The organism is Ningiella algicola, assembly GCF_028401415.2.
Taxonomy (GTDB): Bacteria; Pseudomonadota; Gammaproteobacteria; order Enterobacterales; family Alteromonadaceae; genus Glaciecola.
This window is the reverse complement of record NZ_CP171821.2, coordinates 4,503,707-4,518,405: the sequence shown is the minus strand read 5'-3', so window position 1 is coordinate 4,518,405 and position 14,699 is coordinate 4,503,707. Positions and strand designations below refer to the sequence as shown.

Here is a 14,699-nt window from a genome sequence, read left to right as displayed (position 1 = left end):
GGGAACGATATGAGAAGTAACAAAGCATTTATACTATCAGCGGCCTGCATTGCCATCTCGATGACATTGGGCGCATGCACAAAGCAAAACGACGACACGGCAACTCAAGGCAAACAAGCTAGCGGTTCTAAGCAAGTGCAACGCGAAACAGTATTGGATGAAAACGCTAGCGAATCACAAAAGCTAGCCAAGTTTTTTGAAGACTCATTTCAGCAAGATCTTGAAATGTCTCCCATGCGACAAAGCCGTTTAGGGCTTAAATGGGATTATGATAAATGGGATGATGTGTCACCCGAAGCGCAGGAGGCCAGAGTTGCACTGATGAAAGAGCGGCTAGCGCGCTCTAAGGTGTTTAAGCTCGACGAGTTGTCTGAGCAAGAGCGCTTAAGCCTGCGCATTTATCAAACTGACCTTAACAGACGCTTGGCAAATGATGAATTTCGTCTTAACACTTACGTGATGAACCAATTTCGCGGTTGGCATACAGGCGTGCCGAGTTTTCTCATAAATATTCATCGCATCAATTCAATTGAGGATGCGGAGGATTACATTTCGCGATTAGAGAAAGTGAAGCCGCTGTTTGAGCAGGTTTTTGCACAATTAAAACTGCGTGAAGAAGCGGGCACATTTCCACCTCGCTGGGCATATGACCAGATGATTCAAGCCGCAGACAACGTGATTAAAGGCAATCCCTTTGCTGAATCATCTGAAGATTCCAGCATCCTTGCGGATTTCAAATCCAAATTAGATGCGCTAGGGATATCCAATGCCGAGATCAGCGGCCTGGTTGCTCGTGCCGAAGATGCCCTGAACCAAAGCGTCAAGCCCGCCTATGAGAAGCTTATAGAAGTGCTTAGCGAACAACAAAAGCTGTCGCCCGAAGGTGATGGAGTTTGGCGTTTAGCGAAAGGAAAGCAATGGTATCAAAACCGCCTAGAATGGTTTACTACGACTGATTTAAACGCGCTTGAGGTACATAAACTGGGGCTTGAACATGTACAGCGAATTCACGAGCAAATGCGTGAAATCATGACACAGGTAAATTTTGAAGGCAGCCTGCAAGAGTTTTTTGTGTTTATGCGAGAGGACGACCAGTTCTATTACCAAAACACCGAGGAAGATCGTCAGCGCTACATGCGCGAAGCGAAAGAATACATTGATATCATGGAAGCGAAAATTCCAGAGTACTTTGGACTTACCCCAAAAGCCGATATGATTATCAAACGCGTCGAAGCATTTAGAGAACAATCGGCTGGCAAAGCATTTTATCAATCTCCGTCAAGAGATGGCTCAAGGCCCGGAACATACTATGCAAATTTGTACGATATGCGCAGCATGCCTACCTATCAAATGGAGGCGCTTGCCTATCATGAGGGTATTCCAGGGCATCACATGCAGCGCGCAATCGCGCAAGAGCTAGAGGGCATTCCTGAATTTCAAAAGTATGTTTCGTTTACCGTGTATACCGAAGGTTGGGGACTCTACACCGAAGAGCTGGCCAAAGATATGGGCTTTTACCAAGACCCATATTCTGACTTTGGACGCCTCGCAATGGAATTATGGCGTGCTTGTCGGTTAGTGGTCGATACTGGCATTCATGATATGCAGTGGTCACGAGAAAAGGCGATTGATTACTTGATTACCAATACACCCAATCCCGAAAATGATGCTGTAAAGGCCATAGAGCGGTATATTGCACTACCCGGTCAAGCTACGGCTTATATGATTGGCAAGCTAAAAATCATGGAATTACGTGACAAAGCTAAAGCACAGCTAGGCGATAACTTTAGCTATGCAGGTTTTCATGACCAAGTATTGATGTACGGCCCTATTCCATTGAACATTCTTGAAGAAAAAATAGACCAGTGGGTTGCTGAAAACCAAGCATGAGTTGATTTATCAGAAGAATTGAGTAGGAGGAGAGTTTACACTCTCCGTCCTCTCACACCACCGGACGTACGGTTCCGTATCACGGCGGTTCATGTTAAATACTTGAGACGATGATAATAGTCCATTAATGATATTAAACCTAGGCTGTCGAAGAACTTTTTAGGTAGTGCTTGATTCATGTGAGAAGCCCCTGAGTTGAACCAAGGTCCTCTGCCATTCGTCGCGCTTGTCGCCGCCCTCGCTTCATCAATACCCAATGCGATTAGTCTCTTAATGCGTGTGTGAACACGTTTCCATTGACGCCATAAAATCTTGCGTAGATGTCGGCGAAGCCAGCCATCCAAGTCAAGAAGTACCTTTTTGACGTCTATATGTCGGAAGTAAGTTATCCAGCCTCGCAGTTTCAGGTTCAGTTTTTCCACCGTACGGTGAATTGACCATCCTCTTGCACTGCGCAGTGTATGTTTTACGTCCTTTTTAAAACGCATTTGCACCGCAGGCGCTATTCGCAATCGAACATTTTGCTTGCGATGACAGACACTATACCCCAAGAACTTTCGTTGCCACGGTCGACCCACATCACTTTTCTCTTTGTTCACCTTTAATTTTAAGGTGCTCTCTAAGAAACTCGTCACGCTTTTCAATACACGATGTCCTGCACGCTCGCTTTTGACGTAGATATTACAGTCATCAGCATAGCGACAGAACTTATGCCCTCGGCGCTCAAGCTCTCTATCTAAGTCGGTCAATATGATGTTCGACAGTAACGGCGATAATGGTCCACCTTGAGGTGTCCCCATCACCCGTTGACTGGTTTTGTCATTCTGTGACACACCTGCCCTCAGATAAGCACGAATGAGTTTAAGCACCGCTTTATCCTTGACATGGCGCGCTATTCTCGACATCAATATGTCGTGATTAACATTGTCGAAGAACTTCTCCAAGTCGATATCGACCACCCATCTATAACCTTCCTCGATATAGGCTCGCGCTTGTTGAACAGCTTGCCCTGCATCGCGATGCGGCCTAAATCCATAACTATTCTCTGAGAACTGCTCCTCAAATATAGGACTTAATACCTGATGTATCGCTTGCTGAATCAATCTGTCCAACACCGTTGGGATGCCTAATTCGCGTTGCCCACCGCCTGCTTTAGGAATACTCACCTTAAGCACCGCTTGTGGACAATAACGCCCTGCCAATAAATCGGCTTTGTGGTCTTGCCAGCGTGTTTGCAGATACGCTTTAAGCGCATCTACACTCATACCGTCAACTCCTGCCGCCCCTTTATTGCGCATAACTCGCTGATAAGCACCTTGCATATTAGGTCTTGATAGTATCTTTTCGAGTAAGGTCATCGTCTCCTCATGAGAGTAAATCCTTGTGCGCCGCGTGGCTTGAAGCCTTATTCACCTACTCTTGCAGATACTGTCTGCACCCCTTGGCGATAATCAGCTATATCTCAGTAGCTGTTTCTGCTCCTTCTACCCTCATCGAGCACTTGGCTCTCAAACCATTTAACATGTTCAGCCCTTCAGTTGACGGCAATCAACCTACTATGGCCTCGGCTGACTTCTGTTTACCCATCTCAATACCTCTCGATATTAATAGCCAGTGGCAGATAAACAGACCTCCCAAGGTAATGCGCGTGACCTTCACACTTATGCCCGCCGTATCTACGTCCGCAGTTTCTGGACAAGTATTGGGCTTTGAAGATAATGGCCTTCTCACCCACTGCGACCGCCTCATATACGATTCCTGTTCGTCAGGCCAGTGCTTTGCTTTCGGCTTTCTTCAGATTTCACCTCACGATGAACACCCTTGCCGTTCAGCTAATTATTCCCCTTGTCGGGCTAATAGTGGACTTTCACCACCAAGTCATCTGATCGCCACCATGCGTATCAGAACAGCACCATTAAGGCGCTACGCGCCATACTTGGCGCACCACAAAAAAGGCTTAAGCAAATTGCTTAAGCCTTTTTTATGAGCATACACTGAAAACCCAGGAAGACTAAGCTTTCCAGTAAGGACTACTGCTCGTACACACCTATATCTGCAGCTCCACCGAGCGGGCGTGGTATACCGTTGATATCCTCAAAAGACTTCAAGATATCCGTGCCCGCATCAATTGCTGGTGAACTTGGCATAAGATTAAAATCAAAGTTAAGTTCATCAACAAACTGCGCAGAGTCGTAAATGGTGTCTGAAGCCAAACCTAGACGATCGTCGTCAGTAAACTCGCCGTCTTTGACAATGATGTTGTGACTAACATCAATGTTCGATGATAAGTATTCTTCAAAGGTATTTTCACCTGCATCTACGTACAGAATATTATTGTACATACGCACATTCTTCACATTACCGAAGACCGATTCGCTGCCAATATCCGGATGCTGAGAATTGTTATAGCTCACGTTGTGAATAATATCGATATTGTCAGAGGCATACAGATTGATACCGCGACCACCGTTGTTGTAAGTGATGTTGTTTTCAATCAATGTACGTCCACTGTAAATACCCACCAAACCATCGCCAGTGTAACCTTGGTCAATGGCAAGGGCATCGATGATAATGCCATTACCGTCGGTGACCGTTTCTTGGAGTTCAGGCGAACTACTTGCGTAGAAATTAAAGTAGTTGTAATTGCCGTACGATATATTGCCCGTAATTACTGTACGATACTTGTCTGTCGCGTCGTCATGATTGTGGTTTTCCCATACCGAAATGCCGCTTGGCGCCCAAACATTGTAATAGGCGTTGTTATGCACCAAGTTGCCTTTGATCAAAATGTAGTCCGCACGTTTCATTGCAATGCCGCCGGCAGACATATTGAAAATGTGATTATCTTCAATGATCAAGTGGTGTGGATAATAATAAGTACCGTCGACTTCTCGCGACTCGGTGCCAATACCCACACCTACTAAGCCCTCGGCGTACCAATTGACCTCACGAAGCGCCTCAGCTTCATCGGGCGTCAAGGTATCTGCCAATCCGCTTATTTTGAGTCCTTTCACACGAAGATAAGCTGCACCATCTGCGACGACGCCGTAGGGTCCTCTCACAATGAAATGAGCCGTGCCGGGTTCGAAGGCTTCAATGCTGATCCAATTATCGGGTGTACCTGACTCACTAATGCTGATACTTGTGCCGTAACCTGGCGTGTAATACTCCCCAGGCATTACAATAAGTTTGTCGCCAGCGCTAAGCTTATCTGCGCCTACTTGTGGCGTTAAAACCGCAGTTTCAATAGTAAGACCATCATTGCTATCGTTACCTTCAGGAGAGACGTAATAGTCTGTGCCACCGATTCGCGCATATTCAATGTCATAGAGCACTTCGGTGAGAGGGGGAGTGGTGTTATCGCCCTCTTCTATGCGCTCAACAATACTTCCAGTAATGCCATAACCCTTTTCAAACCAGCCTGTGCCTACTGCATCTGTTGCGCCGCGTTCGCCCTGCTCTTCGCCACTTGAGCTTGTGACAACAATATTGTCGAAGTAGAAAGCGTTTTCTGGTGTAGAGTCATTACTCGCATCATACCCAATAAAGAAATGCAGCTCTGATATATTGCAATCGCCGTCATCTGTGCAGCCGCTGGATTCGCCAAAGTCTGATTTTGAAAGTGTAATACGCGTCCACTCTTCAAATGCGTAAGTGCTGAAATGGTTTAAGGCGTCTTTACTGTTGCCATTTCGCAAATACACCCAGAAGCCTTGATTTGTATCAGCTTTCACATCAAACGAAATGCTTTCGAAATCATCACGCGCGAATGAATTTTCCAATATAAGCGCCGGTACACTATCCCAACGGTTCGCTGGGCTAGCAACGTTTAGTTCTGCTTTGTATGCATAACCAATCGTTACCGGATTATCGGCTAACTCGCGGGTAATACTGACCGAGTCTTGATTATATCCAACGCTTGTCCAACCGCTTCCTGCTTCATCTACCGCGCCTAGCGCTTCGCTATATTGCACAGAGCCGTCGGAAAGTGACAAATTATCAAAATAGAATACGTTACCCGAATGATCATCGTAACTTGGATCGTTTCCAATAAAGAACTGCACGCTAGCAATTTCACCGCTGCCCAAAGTGCCAAAATCACTGCTATTTAAAGTAACCGTATTCCACGCGTCTCCAGTATAGGTGTTGTAGTGTGCACCCAAATCGTTATTACCTGAATCACGTAAATAGACCCAGTAGCTTTGCGGTATTTGCGCCTTAATTTCAAACGTAAGGCTGTCAAAGTCAGCTGTTGATAAGGTTTCATCTAAGGCTACACCCGAAACACTGTCCCAACGGTTAGACGTGGTTGCGGGTAATGTCGTTTCAATGACGTAGTCAATAGCGGGAACTAAACTGTCAATATAATCGGCCACAGCACCTGCAGTTGCCACCCGCTCTGGAAACGTAATCGCGCCGTATTTTCTGAACTGATCGGCCTGACGCCTTCTCTCCCACTGACGCGTTGGTTCATAAATTACGTGAGTATTGGGCGCCACGTTTGCTAAATGTGAATCAACTCTGTCGAGCTTGAGTCTAGAAAGGCTAATATCAGGATTGGACGTGACTTCAAATAAAACGTGTGTATCTGAACTATATCCCACTGCTACATCGTCAAAAAAAGCGTTTGCACGCACATAGTCAGACATTGGCCCATAAGAGATGACAGCATATGCGTTAAGCTCATCCGCCCACTGCACCACTTTACCAATCGCGTAGCTCAAATCATTTAAATGAGTATCATACCAATAAGAGCTGCTATCGATATCTTCCCAGTATCCCATCCAGGGCGCTATGCGAACAACATTAGCGTCGTTTTCAGTGATGAGGTCTTTCAGGTATGCCTCATAGTCGCTCTCTTTGGCTTTCATATCTGCGATATCATAAATATCAATAAAAAAGTCTACGCCGATAAAGGCTTCGCCAGTGTCGGTAGTGATGGTTTCGTTCGCTTCATCCCAAATTACCGGGCCACGGTTTGAGGCCTGCAAAGGAGATAAACAACAAATTAAAAATAAACAAAGCAATACTTTGAGTGAGGTGGTTTTTGGCGTGTTCATGTAAGTATCCAAAGCCCTTAGAAACTAGAGGCTAAACTTTATGTCATTAATATGAGGGCTTAAGGCGTAAAGCGACTCATCTCATCACTTATTTATGGCGCACAATGTATCAAAGCGGCCAACGTAAAATAAATGTTAATAAACTGTATACAGGACTTAGTGGTGCTGCTATAAAAATATCGCTAATTTCTATAATTATTTCGGCGTTGTATTATTTTTGATTATCCTGACTTTATGGAATTTTGTTGTCGCCATGACTCATACTTGAGTAGTAGGTCAATATTTACGTACTGATAAGAGTTTTGCTTTTGTCTAAACTTATTGCGGCGATGAGGCTATTACAATAATTATTTGTTTATATTAAGCAGGCGAGCTATTTCAGCAGACTATATCGTGCGTTTACAATTGCATAAGGAATTTTGTTCTGTTTCTTGCCTCAGGTCATGCTTGGGCACCTTTTAAGAAGCAATTTGAGATATACATTCTAGGCATTACACCTATACTTAGCAGAATCTATTGGGATTAATATTCAGCGATGCCAGTATTTCGCGTGAGATATTTCACAAGAAAAGTGAGTTTTTTAAAAATGTTGGGAAATAAAAACACTGAGTCCTCGGTCTCTACAGATATGATGACAAAACAACGAAGATATGAAGCCTTAGTGAAAGCATTGCACGCTGATGTATTTCGCTATGCAGTTTGGCTTATTAGAGACAGGGCCATCGCCGAAGACGTGGTACAAGAGACCTTCCTTCGCGCATGGAAATCATTAGACTCACTACAGGACGAATCGGCCGCTAAATCGTGGTTAATCACCATACTAAGGCGCGAAAACGCTAGGCGCTTTGAGCGCAAACAATTTGATTTAGTCGATATAGACGATGTTAGCGTAGCAGACCCGGTCGCAACGAGCGATGGAAATGCTCAAAACAGAGACTTACGTCGGGCTATTGCTTCTTTAAGTGACGAATATCGAGAGCCTTTAGTTATGCAAGTGATTATGGGTTTTAGCGGCGATGAAATTGCCCAGCAACTAGACTTAAACAAAAATACGGTAATGACTCGCCTGTTTAGAGCGCGCAGTCAAATTAAAGAGATTATGACAAAAGACACCCGTTTCGGAGCGCAGTCAAATGGATGAGATTACATTTAGACGTACTATTTATGCTGACCCTTACACACAAGACCCAGAGGTTGTTGAGGCCGCCAAGCAAGATCCAAAGAAGCAAGCTTTTTGGGAAGAAATAAGAGCAATGGAAGCATCTTTAGAGCAGGCAATGGACGTGCCTGTACCTGATGACTTAGCGGATAAACTTATTTTGCGTCAGTCGATGAAAGACTACAAAGAACAAAAACAGCGCAGACCTTGGTATTTTGCAATGGCCGCGTCGGTTGTATTAGCAAGCCTGCTCACTGTAGGCGTTGTGACGCAGTCAGACAGTGACTTGACCGCTGACGTTTTCGCACACATGTCTCATGTAGAGTATGAAGTGAAGGGTGATTCGCCAGTTGATCTTGCGATGGTGAATGACAAACTAGCGACCTACAATGGCAGTGTGGAAGAAGGTATGGGCGACATTGTTTCAGCCAATTATTGCTACCTTGATTCCATAAAGAGCCTGCATTTAATTATTAAAGGCGAAAACGGACTCTCAAGCCTGTTTGTTTTGCCGTCACAAATCACAGAAACAGTTGATGAATCATTCAGTAATGAACAATACTCAGGTGCTTCGTTTTTCCTAGAATCTGCAAAAGTCATTGTTGTGGGTGAAGATAGTGAGCAAGTCACGTCTTTGAAAGAAAAAGCGCAGCGTTTGCTTTCGTTCTCTATCTAAGCTTCGCAGTAAGAATATTAGCCCCCTGCTAATCAGATTAAGGGGGCTTTTTTGTAATTCCCTTCATATGGTTAGTGCGTGGAGCTGTGAGCATAGTTTGGTATTAGGGCAGCAAAAAGTCGACGGTAAGTCGAATGAGATCACGGCTATTCCCGCTTTGCTTGAGTTATTAGATATCGAAGACGGCTGCATTACGCTAGATGAAATGGGCTGCCAAAAAACTATCACTCAGACTATTACAGCGAAAAAGGCGGACTATGTGATTGCCCTTAAAGGCAATCAGAGCGGCTTGCATAAAGAGGTGAAAGCCTATTTCCACAAAGTAGAACGAGAAAAATGTGCGCACACCGAGCACGATAATCGAAGGTGACTGCATCGCAACGTGGAAAAAATAGCCCTAAACTGGCAGATCTCGCAGATAAGGAACAACCGTCTGATAAACCCTATCATGCAAGAGGCATGAGTTGGGCTTAGCGGCCGGTAGCCGGCTAGTAAGAGCGGGTCTCTAACATAGATATTACCGAATGTGAAAAATGTCATATCTAGACAAACAAGGCTCACCCTTCACTGCCAACAATACCAGAGCACCGCCAGTCGAAGCTTTAGAGCAAACAGTTAGCGCAAAAAAACGCCTGAAAGCATAAAGCTTTCAGGCGTTTTTCACTATGTAGGGTTTGGCTTTTGTCTTACGCTTTTCTGGTGCGTCTAGCACAAAGAAACAACAGACCACTTCCAAGCAGCAATAGTGCATTTGGTGCAGAAACTTCAGCCGCGTCTAATTCCCACTTAACTGCAAAGAACTCATCATCAGCAAAAGCACCACCTGGACCGGTACTCAATGACGCATCACCATCGGAAGCAGTGCCTGAAAATCCATCTGGGAAGAATGCGATAGAAAGGTTACCGTTGTCGGCTAAGTTGCCTGCCCCGTTTACAATAATGGGAAATAGGCCGCTTGAATCCATAATAGTAGAATCACCTGTAGCAACGTCAGCTAAAGAAAATACCTCTCCAAAGACATTCAGGCTCAGGTCAGTAATGGCGGTATTAGACAAAAACTGATCGCTTGAACCATCAAAGGTGCTATCGTCGAATTCTACGAATCCAGATACGCCAACTACACCGGTAGCATTAAACTTGATCAGGGCGGCTTGTGCACTGCTAAACATTAAAAAGGTAAGTGCGAAGGTAGCAAATTTTAGTGCTTTCATTTTCATCTCGTTTGTCGTTATTCACTTGGTGGGTCTGTTTGCATAAGCTATGCCAAATTTAAAATCAATAAAAATCATAGACTTAAAAATGCAACACGTGAAGTTGTAAAAACTCCCGACATATTAAGAACAAGTAGGATTGCTGCAGCCGCGGTCTAGTGATCTACTCATAGTTGTGAATTGCTAGGGTATTTGATGCTATGAGGGTAAATGCTCAGGCTTATCTATCAGCCCTTGGTAATTAGCGATTACGACAGAATCGCTTGGTAATTAAGATACGACAAAGTCGCTTGGTGTTAACAAAATAGAGTGTAGTCGCTTATATTTAATCTGACACATTGGCGCAAAGGTTTCGATTTGCGTTGACGCGCTACATTAGAACAAAGTGGACATCAAAAAGTGTCCGCTCGATTGTAGCTAGGTCATTATTTCAGTGATTTCCAAAAAACTACTTTATCGTCTCCCTCGTCGTAATACTCCGGGATCACAGCAACTTGTGTATATCCGCATTTTGGATAGAAATTTCTGGTTAATTGGTACTCAGGTAAACCGGAAGTTTCAACAAGCAAGATTCGAGCGCGATTGATAGTCAAAGTCTGTTCGACTTTCGCCATCATGTCACCTCATATTGGAATCATCAAAATGATATGTTCGCATTTCCACATATCGCATATATTGTACAAAGCAGACATTCGCGGTCGAAGCGAAGACTATGTCAAACCTTATAGATGATGTAATACTACACCCTGAGAAATTTCCGCTAAGTCCGCAGTGCATGGTTATCAGACACAAGTCAAAACAAGCCCTTAATTTTAAATAAAGATTTCCTAACTATCCTTTAGATTTATACTCAAGCTGTTACCATACCGCAGGCAAAAACTGATCGAATAATAAAACACCTAAACACATGAGGTTTTAATGGAGTTTGGTACTTACATTTCTCTCGCGCTTTATTTCATCGCCATGCTTGGCATCGGGCTGTATGCCTATCGCACTAATGAAGAAAGTGCGTCTGGATATTTATTAGGAGGGCGAAAGCTCTCTGCGCCTGTGGTAGCGCTATCGGCTGGTGCATCCGATATGAGTGGTTGGATGCTCATGGGCGTGCCCGGTGCAATGTATCTGTCCGGCGCCTCATCACTTTGGATTGTGTTTGGCTTATGCATCGGTGCATGGTTTAACTATTTACTGGTTGCGCCGCGTCTTCGCGTGTTTACTGAAGTGGCAAACGACTCAATTACGCTTCCGGATTTCTTTGAAAACCGCTTTTTTGACCACTCTCACGTACTGCGTATCGTGGCCTCCGTCGTCATTATTATTTTCTTTACGGTGTACACATCATCAGGCGTAGTGGCTGGCGGAAAGCTCTTTGAAAGCTCGTTTGGACTCAGTTTTTATTGGGGCGTATTCATCACCGCGGGTGTAGTTGTCGCGTACACATTAGTCGGAGGGTTTATGGCAGTTTCCCTAACCGACTTTATCCAAGGCTGTATCATGTTTATCGCATTGGTTATGGTGCCAACGGTGGTGATGTTTGAGCTTGGCGGTATTAACTCTACCCTAGACGCCTTATCAAGCATCGATCCGAATTTACTGAAACTCTTTACCAATGCCAGTACCGGTGAAACACTTGGCTTCGTTGCCATAATATCTTTAATGTCATGGGGTTTAGGTTATTTTGGTCAGCCGCATATTATTGTTCGCTTTATGGCAATCAACTCCTTAAAACAAATACCTGTTGCCAGACGTATAGGCATGTCTTGGATGATAGTATCGCTTTTTGGTGCGGCAATGACAGGGCTTTTCGGCCTTGCCTATATCAGCCAAACCAACACAAATCTGGACGATAGCGAGACGATTTTCATTGTGCTGTCGCAACTGCTTTTTCATCCACTGATAGGTGGTTTTTTACTCGCTGCCATTTTGGCTGCAATTATGAGTACCATTTCCTCACAGCTTTTAGTGACTTCAAGCTCCCTGACGCGGGATATTTATGTTAGCTTTTTGAATACTCAGGCTTCTGAGAAAACGCAAGTTTTAGTAGGCCGTATTTCAGTGTTGGTGGTTGCAGTAGCGGCCATTGCTTTAGCGTTCGGAGAAAATCAAACAATATTGTCTCTGGTGAGTCATGCATGGGCTGGATTTGGCGCAGCTTTTGGTCCTTTAGTGCTATTTTCTTTATTCTGGTCAAAGATGACGCAAAGAGCAGCAATTGGCGGAATAGCCTCAGGCGCGGCTACTGTGTTGATATGGATATATGTTCCTATTAGCGATGACCCGCAGAGCATATTTAATACCATGTACGCCATTATTCCAGGCTTTGTGATCAGTTCTATTGCTATTTATGCCTTAAGCATGCTTGCACCATGCACTGATAAACAAGTGGAAGCGCTCTATGCAAATTATAAAAATGAGTTAAAGAACACTGAATTTGGAAACAAGTAAGATATAAATGGCTTTTTTCGCTGCCAGGCAGCCAATCCTCGACCTCAACAAAGTACTTTACGGTTATGAACTGCTGTTTAGAAATAGTATGGAAAACGCATTCCCGAACGTCGACGAAGAGAAGGCGACATCCAAAATGATCGAGGGTTTGTACCTTGATTTGGGTTTAGACAGAATTGCTTCTGACAAACTCGCGTTTATCAACTTTACCAAAGCATCCATACTTGAAGGCCATCCAGCGCTATTGCCCAACCAAGAAATTGTCGTCGAGGTGCTTGAGAGTGTTGAGCCCACTGATCAGGTCTACACATGCCTCAAGCAAATGAGGGATCGAAGTTATACTCTGGCGTTGGACGACTTTGTCCATTCAACGCCTTGGGAGCGCTTTTATCCGCTAATATCCATTATCAAAATAGACTGTTTGGCCATTAGCGAAATCGAGCTTGATGCAGTGGTACAGATCCCAAAACGCCATCCTCACATTCAGTTATTGGCCGAAAAGGTGGAAAACATCGAAGAATTTGAGAAATATAAGGCACTCGGATTTACCTTGTTTCAAGGTTACTTTTTTAGCAAACCTGAAGTGATCAAAAGCGTCTCTTTATCATCCTCACAAACGCTGCTGAACTCTCTACTCAGCGAAATTAGTAAGCCAGAGCCTAACTTTAATGAAATTGTAAAATTGTTTGAGCTTGATCCGGGACTCTCATTTAAGCTATTGCGCTACACCCAATCCCCGTATTTTCAGAGAAATAAAAAAATAGAGAACATTCGCCAAGCAGTCGTCATGTTAGGTAAACGAGAGCTTGAGCGATTTATCACCCTCTTATTTGCAGCGACTTTTGGTGAAAATAAACCTAACGAACTCATTCGCCTTTCTTTACAACGTGCGAAGTTTTGTGAAATATTTGCGGATAAAACGCCGCATAAAGGCAAGCTATCTTCTGCCTTTCTGGTTGGCATGCTATCGTTACTTGACGCGATGTTAGATGCCAATTTGGCATCCGTGATCAGTCAACTGCCTTTATCAGCAGAAATAAAAATTGCTTTGGTGAGAGAGCAAGGTTGGCTAGCAGACTGCATTGCGCTAAGTAAACAATTTGAGCTAGCGAATTGGGAAGCTATGCGCGCAGGCTGTGATAAATACTCAATAGATTATGAAACTATGCTCACCGACTTCGATGAAGCAATTAAATGGTCTGAACAGCGTATGCAAATGCTGAGCTAGACGCGCGAATATCTACTGTGCAAATTCGTAGAGGAATATGTCCAATGTATAAATTAGTATTCAATCGCTTTTATAATGGCGTGCTGCTCTGCATAGTCCTTGTTTGCTTACCATCATTTTCCATTGCCAGTTCAGCAAGCGATGATACAAATCCAACGAAGGTACACAAAAAAGAAATTGCGTTTAGTTTCGATGACTCACCGCGCTTTGCGCGCGGATTCATGGACGGCCCCACCCGCGCGAAACGCTTGATTGCGGAGTTAGAAGATCATGACATCGGTCGCGTGGTGTTCTTTTCGAATACCTTTGAGCTTGATGACCCAAATGGTGAAGGCATGAAACGCTTGCAAAGCTATAGCGATGCGGGACATATCATTGCCAATCATACTCATTCGCACGCAAATTTTAATGAGACAAGCGCACAAGACTTTATTAAAGAAATTGATAAAGCAGACCAAATTCTGCGCCAATTTGATACCTTCAAACCCTGGTTTCGATTTCCCTATTTACGCGAAGGTAACACGCTTCAAAAGCGCGACGCTGTGCGCAAGCACCTTGCGTCTTTAGGCTACATTAACGGCTATACCACCATAGACACATATGATTGGTATATGGAGTCGCTGTTTCAACAAGCGATAAAAGAGAACCCTCAGCTTGATTTAGAGCGAGTGAAACGCTTTTACGTTGAGACCATTGTGGATGGCGCAGAACAAGACTATAAAGCAGCATTGAAGGTTCTCAATCGTTCCCCCAAACATCTACTGTTAATGCATGAAACCGACCTTGCCGCCTTGTTCACTGGCGATTTAGCGGATGCCTTACGTGCAAAAGGTTGGACAATCATCTCCAATGAAGAAGCCTACACAGACGATATTTCAAACTATAAAACGCCAGCTTATTACGATTTTAACCCTGGCAGAGTTGATGAAATTGCGCTAGATAGAGGCATAAACATATGGCCCGCGCGAACCTCTTTAACCCAAGAAGGTCTGAATACAATATTTTATGAGATGGTGTTAGAAGACTAAGC

At 44.2% G+C, this 14,699-nt stretch carries 11 protein-coding genes and 1 pseudogene; 8 read left to right on the top strand and 4 right to left on the bottom strand.

Annotated elements, in window-relative coordinates:
• Window positions 1–9 precede the first annotated feature (9 nt).
• A complete protein-coding gene (locus PN836_RS19720; RefSeq protein ID WP_395341687.1) occupies window positions 10–1,890 on the top strand; it encodes a DUF885 domain-containing protein in 1,881 nt (626 codons plus the stop codon).
• Between the two features lie 89 nt (window positions 1,891–1,979).
• Here PN836_RS19720 and ltrA read toward each other — a convergent pair whose 3' ends face one another.
• Window positions 1,980–3,248, bottom strand: coding sequence for a group II intron reverse transcriptase/maturase (gene ltrA / locus PN836_RS19715; RefSeq protein ID WP_395341189.1), 1,269 nt, complete (start codon window positions 3,246–3,248; stop codon window positions 1,980–1,982).
• 164 nt (window positions 3,249–3,412) lie between these two features.
• Here ltrA and PN836_RS19710 point away from each other — a divergent pair, with 164 nt between their 5' ends.
• Complete coding sequence (locus tag PN836_RS19710) at window positions 3,413–3,877, top strand: hypothetical protein (RefSeq protein ID WP_395341684.1); 465 nt, start codon at window positions 3,413–3,415, stop codon at window positions 3,875–3,877.
• A gap of 43 nt (window positions 3,878–3,920) precedes the next feature.
• On the opposite strand, the gene PN836_RS19705 is transcribed toward PN836_RS19710, so the two are convergent.
• Window positions 3,921–6,950 (bottom strand): choice-of-anchor Q domain-containing protein, encoded by a 3,030-nt coding sequence (locus PN836_RS19705; protein ID WP_395341681.1) that lies wholly within the window; start codon window positions 6,948–6,950, stop codon window positions 3,921–3,923.
• 628 nt (window positions 6,951–7,578) lie between these two features.
• Between PN836_RS19705 and PN836_RS19700 the strand changes: the two genes are divergently transcribed.
• The 3 genes and pseudogenes from PN836_RS19700 to PN836_RS19690 form a co-directional block, all read left to right on the top strand.
• Window positions 7,579–8,091 (top strand): sigma-70 family RNA polymerase sigma factor, encoded by a 513-nt coding sequence (locus tag PN836_RS19700; protein WP_395341679.1) that lies wholly within the window; start codon window positions 7,579–7,581, stop codon window positions 8,089–8,091.
• Window positions 8,084–8,785, top strand: coding sequence for a DUF3379 family protein (locus tag PN836_RS19695; protein WP_395341677.1), 702 nt, complete (start codon window positions 8,084–8,086; stop codon window positions 8,783–8,785). The genes PN836_RS19700 and PN836_RS19695 overlap by 8 nt, the downstream gene beginning before the upstream one ends.
• Window positions 8,786–8,840: 55 nt before the next feature.
• A pseudogene (locus PN836_RS19690) lies at window positions 8,841–9,119 on the top strand (ISAs1 family transposase); the annotation flags it as partial.
• Between the two features lie 352 nt (window positions 9,120–9,471).
• Here the strand turns inward: PN836_RS19690 and PN836_RS19685 are convergent.
• Together PN836_RS19685 and PN836_RS19680 are read right to left on the bottom strand one after the other, a co-directional pair.
• Window positions 9,472–9,996 (bottom strand): hypothetical protein, encoded by a 525-nt coding sequence (locus PN836_RS19685; protein WP_395341675.1) that lies wholly within the window; start codon window positions 9,994–9,996, stop codon window positions 9,472–9,474.
• Between the two features lie 425 nt (window positions 9,997–10,421).
• A complete protein-coding gene (locus tag PN836_RS19680; RefSeq protein WP_395341673.1) occupies window positions 10,422–10,613 on the bottom strand; it encodes a hypothetical protein in 192 nt (63 codons plus the stop codon).
• 301 nt (window positions 10,614–10,914) lie between these two features.
• On the opposite strand from PN836_RS19680, the gene putP reads away from it, so the two are divergent.
• From putP to PN836_RS19665, 3 genes are read left to right on the top strand one after another with little or no spacing between them, the layout of a single operon-like run.
• Window positions 10,915–12,441, top strand: a complete 1,527-nt coding sequence (putP, locus tag PN836_RS19675) for a sodium/proline symporter PutP (RefSeq protein ID WP_395341670.1) — start codon at window positions 10,915–10,917, stop codon at window positions 12,439–12,441.
• A gap of 7 nt (window positions 12,442–12,448) precedes the next feature.
• Entirely contained in the window at window positions 12,449–13,669 is a 1,221-nt protein-coding gene (locus tag PN836_RS19670) for an EAL and HDOD domain-containing protein (RefSeq protein WP_395341668.1), read from the top strand.
• A 44-nt stretch (window positions 13,670–13,713) separates the two neighbouring features.
• Window positions 13,714–14,697 (top strand): polysaccharide deacetylase family protein, encoded by a 984-nt coding sequence (locus tag PN836_RS19665; protein WP_395341666.1) that lies wholly within the window; start codon window positions 13,714–13,716, stop codon window positions 14,695–14,697.
• Window positions 14,698–14,699 lie beyond the last annotated feature (2 nt).

Excerpts from the sequence above, each read along its gene's own strand:
- ltrA (WP_395341189.1), bottom strand. The coding sequence starts at position 3,248 with ATGACCTTACTCGAAAAGATACTATCAAGACCTAATATGCAAGGTGCT.
- PN836_RS19665 (WP_395341666.1), top strand. The coding sequence starts at position 13,714 with ATGTATAAATTAGTATTCAATCGCTTTTATAATGGCGTGCTGCTCTGC.
- PN836_RS19695 (WP_395341677.1), top strand. The coding sequence starts at position 8,084 with ATGGATGAGATTACATTTAGACGTACTATTTATGCTGACCCTTACACA.
- PN836_RS19710 (WP_395341684.1), top strand. The coding sequence starts at position 3,413 with ATGTTCAGCCCTTCAGTTGACGGCAATCAACCTACTATGGCCTCGGCT.
- PN836_RS19700 (WP_395341679.1), top strand. The coding sequence starts at position 7,579 with ATGATGACAAAACAACGAAGATATGAAGCCTTAGTGAAAGCATTGCAC.
- putP (WP_395341670.1), top strand. The coding sequence starts at position 10,915 with ATGGAGTTTGGTACTTACATTTCTCTCGCGCTTTATTTCATCGCCATG.
- PN836_RS19685 (WP_395341675.1), bottom strand. The coding sequence starts at position 9,996 with ATGAAAGCACTAAAATTTGCTACCTTCGCACTTACCTTTTTAATGTTT.
- PN836_RS19705 (WP_395341681.1), bottom strand. The coding sequence starts at position 6,950 with ATGAACACGCCAAAAACCACCTCACTCAAAGTATTGCTTTGTTTATTT.
- PN836_RS19680 (WP_395341673.1), bottom strand. The coding sequence starts at position 10,613 with ATGATGGCGAAAGTCGAACAGACTTTGACTATCAATCGCGCTCGAATC.
- PN836_RS19720 (WP_395341687.1), top strand. The coding sequence starts at position 10 with ATGAGAAGTAACAAAGCATTTATACTATCAGCGGCCTGCATTGCCATC.
- PN836_RS19670 (WP_395341668.1), top strand. The coding sequence starts at position 12,449 with ATGGCTTTTTTCGCTGCCAGGCAGCCAATCCTCGACCTCAACAAAGTA.